Origin of the sequence: Streptomyces sp. SUK 48 (assembly GCF_009650765.1) — a bacterium.
In the GTDB taxonomy this organism is placed as follows: domain Bacteria; phylum Actinomycetota; class Actinomycetes; order Streptomycetales; family Streptomycetaceae; genus Streptomyces.
In genome coordinates, this window is the sequence record NZ_CP045740.1 from 4,451,457 (window position 1) to 4,463,564 (window position 12,108).

7 protein-coding genes are annotated in these 12,108 nt (G+C 74.8%); 4 read left to right on the forward strand and 3 right to left on the reverse strand.

Translation table 11 applies throughout. The features are described 5' to 3' along the window. Nucleotides 1-107: 107 nt before the first annotated feature. Entirely contained in the window at nt 108-3,362 is a 3,255-nt protein-coding gene (locus tag GHR20_RS19345) for a BTAD domain-containing putative transcriptional regulator (protein ID WP_194858922.1), read from the forward strand. A gap of 45 nt (nt 3,363-3,407) precedes the next feature. Here the strand turns inward: GHR20_RS19345 and GHR20_RS19350 are convergent, their stop codons facing one another. Beyond that, on the reverse strand, nt 3,408-5,231 hold the full coding sequence (locus tag GHR20_RS19350; RefSeq protein WP_194858923.1) for a sigma-70 family RNA polymerase sigma factor: 1,824 nt from the start codon (nt 5,229-5,231) through the stop codon (nt 3,408-3,410). A 260-nt stretch (nt 5,232-5,491) separates the two neighbouring features. Next, the gene (locus GHR20_RS19355; protein ID WP_153813893.1) at nt 5,492-6,286 is read right to left on the reverse strand and encodes a helix-turn-helix domain-containing protein; all 795 of its coding nucleotides are present in this window, start codon (nt 6,284-6,286) and stop codon (nt 5,492-5,494) included. A gap of 376 nt (nt 6,287-6,662) precedes the next feature. Here GHR20_RS19355 and GHR20_RS19360 point away from each other — a divergent pair, with 376 nt between their 5' ends. From GHR20_RS19360 to GHR20_RS19370, 3 genes are all read left to right on the forward strand, one after another. Beyond that, entirely contained in the window at nt 6,663-8,027 is a 1,365-nt protein-coding gene (locus GHR20_RS19360; protein ID WP_153813894.1) for an NAD(P)/FAD-dependent oxidoreductase, read from the forward strand. Nucleotides 8,028-8,160: 133 nt separating this feature from the next. Next, a complete protein-coding gene (locus GHR20_RS19365; protein WP_153813895.1) occupies nt 8,161-9,834 on the forward strand; it encodes a SpoIIE family protein phosphatase in 1,674 nt (557 codons plus the stop codon). Between the two features lie 52 nt (nt 9,835-9,886). After that, nucleotides 9,887-10,675 carry a methyltransferase domain-containing protein gene (locus tag GHR20_RS19370; protein WP_153813896.1) on the forward strand — a complete coding sequence of 263 codons (789 nt, stop codon included), beginning with the start codon at nt 9,887-9,889 and terminating at the stop codon, nt 10,673-10,675. Between the two features lie 62 nt (nt 10,676-10,737). Here GHR20_RS19370 and GHR20_RS19375 read toward each other — a convergent pair whose 3' ends face one another. Beyond that, a complete protein-coding gene (locus GHR20_RS19375) occupies nt 10,738-12,000 on the reverse strand; it encodes an MFS transporter (RefSeq protein WP_181516591.1) in 1,263 nt (420 codons plus the stop codon). Nucleotides 12,001-12,108 lie beyond the last annotated feature (108 nt).

Genomic DNA, 12,108 nt, shown 5'->3' on the forward strand with positions numbered 1-12,108 from the left:
CTGGTCGCGCGGTTCCCCGCGCCCCTTCGGGGCGCTCCGGCCGCAGGCGTCGTGCCCCCGCCGCAAACCCTTCGTACGCAGCCGCCGCCACCGGCGACAATGACCCGGTGCGGTACAAAATTCTCGGTATCACCCAGGCGGCGGACGCCCACGGCACGCCCCACGTCCTCACCGCTCCCCGCCTCCGCACCCTTCTCGCCGCCCTCGCCCTGCGCCCCGGCCGCACCGCCACCCCCGGCACCCTCGTCCAGGAGATCTGGGCCGACGCCCCGCCCCAGGACGCCCCCGCGGCCCTCCAGGCGCTCGTCGGCCGCCTGCGCCGCGCCCTCGGCAAGGACGCCGTCACCTCCACCCCCGGCGGGTACCGCCTCGAAGCGACCGAGGACGACATCGACCTGTACGTCTTCGAACGGCTCACCCGTACCGGCACCGAGTCCCTCGCCGCCGGCGACCCCGCCACCGCCCACCGCACCCTGACCGCCGCCCTCGCCCTCTGGTACGGCCCCGCCCTCGCCGACCTCCCCGACCGCACCGCCGCCGCCCGCCCCGAGGCCCTGCGCCTGGAGGCGACCCGCGCCCGGGCCGCCGCCGCGCTCGCCCTGGGCCGCGCCCAAGACGTCGTACCTCAGCTGCGGGAGCTGACCGCGGCCCATCCGTACGACGAACCGCTGCACGCCCTGCTCATCCGCGCCCTCGCCGGCACCGGACGCCCCGCCGACGCCCTCGCGGCCTACGAGTCCGCCCGGCGCACCCTCGCCGACACCCTCGGCACCGACCCCGGTCCCGAACTGCGCGCCCTGCACGCCGAGTTGCTGGCGGCGGAGCACCGGCCCGCGCCTCCGCCCCCGGCCCGCCGCGGCAACCTCCGCCCCCGGCTCACCTCCTTCGTCGGCAGAGAAGGCGAACTCGAAGCCGTACGCGCCGACGTGAGACGTTCCCGGCTGGTCACCCTCACCGGACCCGGCGGCTCCGGGAAGACCCGGCTGGCCGAGGAGGCCGCCGCCGCCCTCGCCCCGGCCTGGCTCGTCGAACTGGCCCCGCTGGACCGGCCGGACGCCGTACCCGGCGCCGTGGTCAGCGCCCTCGGCCTGCGCGAGACCGTGCTCCTCCACACCGAGCTGGTCCCGCAACAGACCGACCCGACGGCCCTGTTGATCGAGTACTGCGCCCCGCGCGCCGAACTCGTCGTCCTCGACAACTGCGAGCACGTCATCGACGCGGCCGCCGCCCTCGCCGAGACCCTGCTCACCCACTGCCCGCACCTCACCGTCCTCGCCACCAGCCGCGAACCCCTGGGCGTGCCCGGCGAGTTCGTGCGCCCGGTCGAACCCCTCGCCCCGGAACAGGCACACCGCCTCCTCGCCGAACGCGCGCGGGCCGTACGCCCCGACGCCGACACGGTGCTCGCCGACACCGCGGCCGTGGCGGAGATCTGCCGCCGCCTGGACGGACTGCCCCTCGCCATCGAACTGGCCGCCGCCCGGCTGCGGTTGCTGACCCCCCGGCAGATCGCCGACCGCCTCGACGACCGCTTCCGGCTGCTCACCTCCGGCAGCCGCACCGTGCTGCCCCGCCAGCAGACCCTGCGCGCGGTCGTCGACTGGTCCTGGGACCTGCTGGACGAGCGGGAGCGCACCGTGCTGCGCGAGGTCTCCGTCTTCGCCGGCGGTTGGGACCTCGCCGCCGCCGAGGCCGTGTGCACCGGCCCGGTGGCGGACCTGATCGGGTCGCTGGTCGACAAGTCCCTGGTGGTCGCCGCCCCCGGCGGCGCGGGCGGCATGCGCTACCGCATGCTGGAGACCATCCACGAGTACGCCGTCGAGCGCGCCGCCGAGGCCCCCGGGCAGCGCGCCGCCGCCGAGCGCCGCCACCGCGCCTGGGCGCGCGCCCTGGTCGAGGAGGCCGATCCGCTGCTGCGCTCGGCCGACCAGCTCCGCTGGATCGCCCGGCTGGAGAGCGACCTGGACAACATCCGCGCCGCCCTCGACCGCGCGGTGCGCGCGGGCGAGGAGGCCGAGGCGGGCGCGGTCGTACGGGCCATGTGCTGGTTCTGGTGGCTGCGCAACTACCGCCAGGAAGGGGTGGGCAGGGTGCGCCAGGTCCTCCGCCTCGGCGCCGCCCTCGACGCCGGCGCGGCGGACGACCGGGCGACCCTCCCGGCCCGGACGGAGTCGGCCGACCATGTGGCCGCCCTGCTCGCCGCCCCCGAGGCCGATGCCGCCCATCCACTGCGCGAACTCCGCATGGACCTGCGGCTGTTCGAGCTGTTCCTGACGGCGGGCGGCAGCATGGACCAGCTGGCCACCGACGAACGGGCCGCGCGCTACCTCGCCCTGGTCCGGGCCGCGTACGAGCCGGGCGGCCCGGCGGCGGCCCGCCTCCCCGGCGTCGTCTGGCCGATGACCGGCTACTACCTGGGCGGCCCGGAGGACGCCGTCCGGGACGTGGCCCCGGTGGTCGCCAACTGCCGTGCGTACGGCGGTGACTGGGAGCTGGGCGCCGCGCTGATGTTCCGCGCCCATGTGCGGGTCGACTCCCCCGGCAACCTGGACGGTGTGGACGAGGACCTGGCCGAACTGCGCGTGCTCGGCCGCCGGGTCGGGGACCGCTGGATGCGGGCCCAGGTGTGCGGCGCGGCCGGCGAGGCGCACATGGCGCGCGGCCGGTTCACCGAGGCGCGCGGCGAGTACGAGGAGGCGCTGCGGCTCGCCTACGAGGTGGGCGCGTACGCGGAGTCGCCGTTCCTGCTGGCCCGCCTCGCCGACATCGCCTTCCGCTTCGGCGACCGGGACACCGCGCTCGCCGCCCTGGAGGAGGCGAGCACCGCCGCGGACCGGTACGCGGTCCCCGAGTCCCGCGCCTTCGTGCTGCTGATGCGGTCCTGGATCGCCGTGCACGACGGCCGGTATCCGCAGGCGCGGGCGCACTTCGAGGCGATCCGGGAGGTGGCGGGACCCGAGATGTCCCCGCCGCAGTTCGTGGCCGGGCTGCGGACCGTCGAGGCGCTGCTGGTCGCCGGGGAGTCGGGCCCCGGGCAGGGCGTGCCGATCCTGGCCGGGGCGCTGGAGCAGGCCGTCGCCGCGGGCTGCGCCGAGTCGGTCACCGGTGGCATGGTGGCCGCCGCGGCCGGTCTGCTCGCCCGGCTCGGGGACCTGCCGGGCGCGGTACGGCTGTACGCGGCCGCCGACCACTGGCGCGCCGGCTGCCCGGGCAGCGAACCCGAGCGCGCCGAGGCCGCCCGGGTCCGTGCCGACGCCCGCGCGGCCCTGCCCGCCGCCCGGTACGCGGCCGAACAGGCCCGGGGCGCGGGCTACGACGCGGCCGACGTCCTGCGCGAGCTGCGCCGGACCGCCGACGGGTGATCCCGGCCGCCGCCGGTTGAGCCCGTCCTCGTCCGGTGGACGGGGCTACTCGCAGGTGAACCGGGACTCCGCCCAGTCCGCCAGTGCCGTCGGGTCGAAGGCGGTGCGGTGCGGGCGCACGACGAGCTGGACGGTCCTGCGCCCGGTGAGGTCCACATGGACGGGGACGGCGCGCTCGCGGCCCTCGACCGTCCCCGAGTGCCACAGCGGGACCCCGTCCCCGTAGACGGCGAAGCTCACCTTGCCGAGGCCGAGGGTCATGTCGTCCACGCCGGCCATCGCGTCGTACGCGGTGCACCGCCGGTTGAGGTCGATGGTCACGGAGGAGTCGCCGTGGACGGTCGCGCCGTGTGTGTACGGCGTGCCGCCGATGTCGAGGCCGTACCGCTGCCACACCCAGCTGCTCGTGCCGAGCGCGATCTCGGGCCCGGTGCCGTCGCCGCTCACGTCGTAACCCAGCTCGCTGAGCTGGTAGACGGCGGGGGGCGACGGGGGAGGGGGCGTCGGGGTCGGGGTGGGCGTGGGTGTGGGCGCGGGGGTCGGTGTGGGCTTCGGGGGCGTGGGCTTCGGCGTCGGCTTCGGCGGGGGTGTCGGGGCCGGCTTCGGCGCGGGCGCGGCGGGCACCACCGGCGCGGGCGTCGGCTTCGAGACGGGGGCCGGGGTCGGTGTCGGGGCCGGCTTCGGCGGGGTGGGCGTCGGGGACGGCGTCCGCACGGCGACCGGAGGGGGCGGTGCCGAGGGCTTGGCGACCTCCTTCGCCGGATGGCTGTCGTAGACGAGGCCGAAGGCCACCGCCGCGGCCGCGACCGCGACGACCCCCGCGGCGATGCCCGCCTTGACCGGCGCCCCGACCGCCTCCGAGGCGGCCCCGCCCGCGGCACCCGATCCGCCGGAGGAGCCGCCCGCCGCGGCGGCCGCGCCCGCGGCCCCGGCCCCCGCGCCGCCCGCGACCAGGCCGAGCGCCTTGGCGTACCCGGCGGCCCCGAACCAGCCGATGACCGCGACCGGCACGACCGCGGGGATGCCCCCCGCGACCTCCTCGATCTGCGCCGCCGCGAGCCGGCACCTGGCGCACTCCTCCAGGTGTTTGCGCAGCCCCCGTTCGGCACGGACGCGCAGTTTGCGGCGGGCGTAGCCGCCCAGCTGGTCGGCGTAGCGCGCGCACTCCGCGTCGTCGGTGAGGGTGGTGCTGACGTGGGCCTGGAGGTACGCCTGCTTCAGGCCCTCGCGGGCGCGGCTGGCGAGCACCCGGGTGCCGTTGGCGTCCAGCCCGAACAGGACGGCGACCTCGCTCGGGGACTCGTCCTCCACCTCGGTGTGCCACAGCACGGCCTGCCAGCGCTCCGGCAGCGAGCGGAACGCCCGCATGGCCATGGACTGCTCGGCGTCGTGCAACGCCCTCACGTCCGCGCCGAGTTCGAGGGTGTCGTCGTCCGACACCGCCGAGGAGCGGGCGGCCTGCTGGGCGAAGGCGGCGAAGTCGTCGACGAGCTGCTCGCGCCGGGCCGAGTCGACCCAGTGCGCGGCGACGCGCCGTACCGAGGTGAGCAGATAGGCCCGTACGGCGTGCTCGGGCCCGGAGCCGCCGCGCACCGCCTGGAGCATCCGGGCGAACACCTCGGCGGTCAGGTCGTCGGCGGTGTACGCGTCCCGGCAGCAGGTGCGCGCGTACCGGCGCACCGCGGCCGCGTGCCGCCGGTACAGCTCCTCGTACGCGGAGTCGTCGCCGCCCCGCATCCGCTCGATCAGCTCGGCGTCACCGGTCGGGGTGCCCCGCTGTGCGGGGACGTTCCTGCTGCCCGTCCGGCGCCCCTGGCTGGGCACCTGCGTCCCGGCGCCCTCGTCCTCTCGCGCCCCGCCAACACTCATCGTGGAACGCCCCCGCCCCGGCCCGACATCACCCTCACAGAGTCCCACATCGTCATTTCTTCAACGACCCTCTCCGCCTCCTGTCACCCGTCCGAGGGGACGTGCGAAAAAAGACACGAAAGAAGACGTGAGAGGTGATGCGAAAGGTGATGCGAAGGGCGACGCGAAAGGTGGCGCGAAAAAAGCCACCCGCGTCACCCGGGCGTGAAGATCGCTCGGGTGACGCGGGTGGCCGGGTGAAACTCCCGCCGAGGACGGGGTCAGCCGATCGCGGGCCTGGATCGCAGCCCCTCCAGCAGGATGTCCAGCAGCCGCGCCGAGGCCGCCGCCTGCTGCGCGGCATCCGGCAGCGACGGGGCCGCCGTCGCGATCACCAGCAGCACATCGGAGACGGACACATCGGCCCGCAGCTCCCCGGCCGCCCGTGCGCGCTCCACCAACTGCCCCACGACCGCCAGCAGTTCACCGGAGCCGGAGTCCTCCGCGAGGGTGGAGTCCGGCCCCACGAGCCGCAGTTCGGCGGCCCCGGTCTTGAGCCGCTGATGCGGCACCCGGGCCTCCTCGACGACCGAGCGCACACCGCCGGCCGGACCCGCGGAACCCTCCGCGGAGCCGACCCGCAGCACCTGCGGCGGCAGCAGCCTGCCCGCCCCCGACGCCACCGATGTGCGCAGGAACCGGGACAGCGCCGACCACGGCTCGTCCTCCTGCCCGAGCGCCGCCCGCGCCTGCTCGGTGAGCCGGGCGGTCTCCTCCTCGGCTATCCGCCGGACCAGCACGTCCTTGCTGGGAAAGCGCCGGTAGACGGTCCCGACCCCGACCCGTGCGCGCCGCGCCACGTCCTCCATCGGCGCGCCGTAGCCCAGCTCGCCGAACACCTCACGCGCCGCACGCAGCACGTGCTCCAGATTGCGCTGTGCGTCCACCCGCAGCGGCGTCGTGCGCGCCCCGTCCGCGCGCCCGTTCACCGCCGCGACCGCCGGCACCCCCGGCATCGCCGGTCCTCCGGCCACCATCGCGGTGGCGGCCGACCAGTGTGTGTCCTGAATATGCATGTGTTTCCCCCCGGTGCATGACGTCTCCCCCGGAGACACTCCCCGTCACTGATGCCGGAGTGTGCGAAGAGGCACCGGTCGTCGCGGGCCCGCCCGTCGCCGAGCCCGTACGACCACATCCCCTACACCCCGTCGACACGAACATAGTTGAGAGGCAGTCAATTCAGAAGGGGCAGGTTCCGCACACTGCGCCCCCCGATCGGAGTACGAGCCGTATACGTCCCGATTCCCGGCCCGCCCGATCGCGCGTCCGCCCCCGCTGACCTGCCCCCTTCGCACCGACCCGGCCAGCGGACACGCACCACCCGTCACAGGAGCTCCGGTCACACAAATTGCCGGGCCTGTGGACAAACCACAGCGCCGGGTGCGTCATGGGATGGTGAAGGAACGTGCGCGCATTCTGGTTGTCGGCGGCGGCTACGTCGGGATGTACACGGCCCTGCGCCTCCAGCGGAAGCTGAAGGCCGAGCTCAGGCGCGGTGAGATCGAGATCACCGTCGTCACACCCGACCCCTATATGACGTACCAGCCCTTCCTGCCCGAGGCCGCCGCGGGCTCGATCTCGCCGCGCCATGTCGTCGTGCCGCTGCGCCGGGTCCTCGACCAGTGCCATGTCGTCGTCGGCGAGGCGACCGCCGTCGACCACGACGCGCGCACCGCCACCGTCACCACCCTCGCCACCGCCGACGCGGGCCGCACCGAACGGTTCGGCTACGACGAACTGGTGCTCGCCCCCGGCTCCGTCGCCCGCGCCCTGCCCATCCCCGGCCTCGCCGAGTACGGCATCGGCTTCAAGACCGTCGAGGAGGCCATCGGGCTGCGCAACCACGTCATCGAGCAGATGGACATCGCCTCCTCCACCCGCGACCCCGCGATCCGCGACGCCGCCCTCACCTTCGTCTTCGTCGGCGGCGGCTACGCGGGCGTCGAGGCCCTCGGCGAACTGGAGGACATGGCCCGCTACGCCACCCGCTACTACCACAACGTCCGCGCCGAGGACATGAGATGGATCCTCGTCGAGGCGAGCGACCGCATCCTGCCCGAGGTCGGCGCCGACATGGGCCGCTACACCGTCACCCAGCTGCGCCGCCGCAACATCCAGGTACTGCTCGGCACCCGCCTGGAATCCTGCGCCGACCGGATTGCCGTGCTCAGCGACGGCCAGCGCTTCCCGACCCGTACGGTCGTATGGACCGCCGGCGTGAAGCCGCACCCGCTGCTCGCCGCCACCGGCCTGCCGCTCACCGACCGCGGCAAGCTGCGGTGCACCGCCCAGCTGACCGTCGAGGGAATCGGGCACGCCTGGGGCGCGGGCGACGCCGCCGCCGTACCGGACGTCACCGCCGCCGGACCCGGCGCCCTCACCGCGCCCAACGCCCAGCACGCCGTACGCCAGGCCAGGGTCCTCGGTGACAACCTTGTCCACACCCTGCGCGGCGAGCCCCTGGACACCTACGAGCACGCCTACGCGGGCTCCGTCGCCTCCCTCGGTCTGCACAAGGGCGTCGCGCAGGTCTACGGACGGCGGCTGAAGGGCTACCCTGCCTGGTTCATGCACCGCGTCTACCACCTGAGCAGGGTGCCCACCGTCAACCGCAAGGCCCGCGTGCTCGCCGAATGGATTCTCTCCGGACTCTTCAAACGGGAGATCGTCTCGCTCGGTTCACTCGAACACCCGCGCGCGGAGTTCGAACTCGCGGCCAGGGGAAAGCATCCTCACGACCCGAAGGGGTCCTCCTGACCGGATCCAGGAACTCCACGGCCCGCCCCAGCGTCTGACGGATGTCGCCCGCCGCGGCCGGCTCCCTGCCAGACTGCCCCACGACATCGGACGGGCCCCCGCCCGCCCTAGCACCCATGAGGCCCTGCCCACAGTGAACTTCACGCGCTGGAGCGCCCGGCTCCCCGGAACGCAGCGCCGCGCCGCCGCGCGGACCGAGACCGCGGTACCCATGGACCGGCGAGGGGAGGGCTCCGTGCCCGCGGCCCGCGCCGGGGGCCCCGCCGACGGGACCGGCCCGGTCCCCGCCGTCGACGAACTGCCCGCCCGCGACGTCCTCGACCGGGTCCCGGCCCTCGTCGCCCTCGTGCACGGCCCCGACCACCGCCTCGCCTACGTCAACGAGGCGTACACGACGGCCTTCGGCGCCCGCCGGACCGGCGACCCCGCCCACGAGGCGCTGCCCGAACTCGCCGGACTGGGCCTGCTCCCGCTGCTCGACCAGGTGCTGCGCAGCGGCCGCCCGCGCACCCTGAAGTCCCGCCGCGCGGCCGACGGCCGCTCCTACACGTTCACCTGCACCCCCGTCACCGCGGCCGGCAAGGGCGGCGAGGACGGCGAGGACGGCGAGGGCACAGTCCTCGTCTTCGCCACCGACGTCACCGATCACGCGGAGGCCGCCGAACGGCTGCGCGCCAGCGAACGCCGCCAGCGCGAGACCGCCGTCACCCTCCAGCGCTCCCTGCTCCCGCAGGACCTGGAGGAACCCGACGACCTGCGCATCGCCGCCACCTACCAGCCCGGCGGCACCGAGGCCGCGGTCGGCGGCGACTGGTACGACGTGATCACCCTCGGCGGCGGCCGCACCGCGCTCGTCATCGGCGACGTCATGGGCCGGGGCGTGCGCGCCGCCGCGGTCATGGGCCAGCTGCGCACCGCCGTCCGCGCCTACGCCCGCCTCGACCTGCCCCCGCACGAGGTGCTCCAGCTCCTCGACGGGCTCGCCACCGAGATCGACCCCCACCAGATCGCCACCTGCGCCTACGCCGTCCACGACCCGAACGAGGGGCGGCTGGTGTACGCCTCCGCCGGGCACCTGCCCATCCTGGTCCGCGACGAGCACGGCACGGTCTCGCGCGCCGACGAACCCACCGGCCCGCCGCTCGGCACCGGCGGCTGGATGCACACCTCCGGCTCGATCGCGCTGCTCCCCGGCTCCACCGCGGTCCTCTACACCGACGGCCTGGTGGAGCGCCGCGACGAAGACCTGGACGAGGGCATCGCCGCCCTGGAACGCGCCCTGGCCGGTGCCACCGGCTCCCCCCAGGTCGTCTGCGACCGCCTGGTCCGCTCGGCCGGCGTCACCGCCGACCACGACGACGACGTGGCCGTCCTCGTCCTCCAGCACCCGGCCCGCACCGGCCCCGAGGGCGAGCTGTTCCGCAACGCGGCCCTCGAACTCCTCGGCGGCGTCGAGGCCGCCCCGCGCGCCCGCGCCTTCGCCTCCGGCGTCCTCACCAGCTGGCGCTTCCCCACCGAACTGCACGACCTGGGGGTCCTCGCCACCAGCGAACTCGTCGCCAACAGCCTCCAGCACGGCACCCCGCCCATGCGCCTGCGGCTGCGCCGCACCGACCGCCGCCTCATCGTGGAGGTCACCGACGGCGACGACCACCTCCCCCGGCGCCGCCGCGCCGAACCGGCCGACGAGTCGGGCCGGGGCATCGCCATCGTCGCCACCATCGCCTCCACCTGGGGCTGCCGCCGCGCCCCGGGCGGCGGAAAGGCGGTCTGGTGCGAGTTCCTGCTGCCGAGACCGAGACCCTGAGCGCCGGCCACGGGTTGGCCCGCACACCGCTCACGGTGTTACAAGCACACCTATGACAGGCAGACACCGCGGCACCGAGGGCCCCGAGGCGTACGACACCCACAGCGCGCCGATCATGCGGCCCTTCGTGGCCGCGCTGCTGGACGCCGTGGATCTCCGCCCCGGTGACACGGTGCTCGACCTCGCCTGCGGCACCGGGTTCGCCGCCCGCGCGGCGGCCGTCCGGGTCGGCCCGGCGGGCCGGGTCCGCGGCGCCGACATCGACGAGGGCATGGTCCGGGTCGCGCGGGCCCGCGGTCCGGAGACCGACTTCACCGCGGCCCCCGCCGACTGCCTCCCGTACGAGGACGCCGGCTTCGACGCGGTCGTCTGCCAGCAGGGCGCCCAGTTCTTCCCCGACCTGACGGCCACCCTCACCGAGGCGGCCCGGGTCACCCGCCCCGGCGGGCGCTTCGCCGCCACCGTCTGGGCCCCGCTCGACCGCCAGCCCTACTTCCTCGCCCAGGAGCGCGCGCTCCGGCGGTACGCCCCGGGCGCGCTCCGTTACTTCACCCGCGCCTTCGTCAGGACGGCCGACCAGCTCACGGCCTCCCTCCGGGCGGCGGGCTACGACGCCGTCACCCACCGCGAGATCACGTCCGACATCGCGCTCCCGCCACTGGACGCGTACGCCCACGACCATCTGGCGGCTCTGTGGGGCGGGCTGCTCAGGGCGGCGGGCGGAGAGGCGGCCGTCCTGGGCGCCGCCCGGCTGGTCCGCGGCGAGCTGGCACCGCGCACGGCGCCCGACGGCACGGCGGTCCTCCCCTTCACCGTGCGGCTGGTGACGGCGATCCGCTGAGCCGTGGGCATACGGCGACGGCCGCCACCCGAAGGTGACGGCCGTCCTGGCACACCGGGGGCTCACGCCTCCGCGGGCACCGTCTCCGCGGTCGCCCCGCCCCGGCTGACCACCCGGCTCGCCCGCACCGACCACGGCTGGTCCTGCACCGCCGTGAGCTGCCGCCCGAGCCGCAGCGCCAGATAGGTGATGCCCAGCGAGAACAGGACGAAGGTCACGATGTACGGCGCGTGCAGCGACGCCCCGAGGGGGCCGCCCACCGCCGGACCGACGGCCAGCGCGAGCTGCTTGACCAGCGCGAACGCCGAGTTGTACTGACCGGCGAGACCCTCCGGCGCCAGGTCGGCGACCAGCGGGGCCACCGTCGGGGACAGCATCGCCTCGCCGAGACCGAACAGCGCGTACGTCGACACGAACGCGGCCGTCGCCATCTCCTGGCTGCCGTGCCCGAGCCCCGCGTAACCCGCGGCCACCCAGGCCACCGCCCAGATGAGACCCACCAGGGCGATCACCCGGGTACGCCGGGCGCGCTCCACGAACCGCAGCACGGCGAACTGGGCGACCACGATCATCAGCGTGTTCGCGGCCAGGGCCGTACCCAGCGTGGAGGTGGATATCCCGGCGGCCTCCACGCCGTAGGCGCTCAGACCCGACTCGAACTGCCCGTAGCAGGCGAAGAACAGCACGAAGCCCAGCACGCACAGCTGCACCATCGCCCGGTTGCCGAGCAGCCGCTTCCAGCTGCCCTTCGCGGACGCGGGCGCGTCCTCCAGACGGGGGGAGTGCGGCATCCGCACGGTCGCCATCACCGCGACCAGCAGCAGGAACATCGCCGCCTCGATCGCGAACAGCAGGGTGAACGAGGAGACGCGCGTGGTGTCGACCAGGTGACCGCCGATGAGGCCGCCGACGCCGAGGCCCAGGTTCTGCAGGAAGAACTGCATCGCGAAGGCCCGCGAGCGGGTGTCGGCGCTGGAGCAGTCCACGATCATCGTGGCCAGCGCCGGCTGCATCACGGCCTGGCCGGCACCGAGCGCCGAGGCGGCGAGCAGTACGGACCACGCGCTGCCCGCGAGCCCCAGGCTCAGCGCCCCGAGCGCGGCGGTGACCAGGGCGGCGAGCAGGACCGGCAACGGGCCGCGCCGCACGATCGCCCGGCCGGCGAACGGCAGCACGATCAACGCGGCCACGGCGAAGACGGCGAGCACCAGTCCCGCCGTCATGGCTCCCAGACCCCGCACCTGCGCCACATAGACGTACAGATACGGGACTGTGAAGCCGAGCCCGAATGCGCTGAGTGCGTTGCCCACGTGGATCCGGCGCATCGCGGCGCCCATCGCCCTGGTCACGTTCACCTCTCTCACTAGTTAGGAGTGAAGACTTCAAAGCTAAAGTTCGAAGCTAAAGAGTACACAGTGAAGGACTTCAAGGCA

What these genes read in the sequence shown, in the direction of transcription:
- GHR20_RS19350 (WP_194858923.1), bottom strand. Translation starts at nt 5,231, where the DNA reads ATGAGTGTTGGCGGGGCGCGAGAGGACGAGGGCGCCGGGACGCAGGTG.
- GHR20_RS19355 (WP_153813893.1), bottom strand. Translation starts at nt 6,286, where the DNA reads ATGCATATTCAGGACACACACTGGTCGGCCGCCACCGCGATGGTGGCC.
- GHR20_RS19360 (WP_153813894.1), top strand. Translation starts at nt 6,663, where the DNA reads ATGGTGAAGGAACGTGCGCGCATTCTGGTTGTCGGCGGCGGCTACGTC.
- GHR20_RS19375 (WP_181516591.1), bottom strand. Translation starts at nt 12,000, where the DNA reads ATGCGCCGGATCCACGTGGGCAACGCACTCAGCGCATTCGGGCTCGGC.
- GHR20_RS19370 (WP_153813896.1), top strand. Translation starts at nt 9,887, where the DNA reads ATGACAGGCAGACACCGCGGCACCGAGGGCCCCGAGGCGTACGACACC.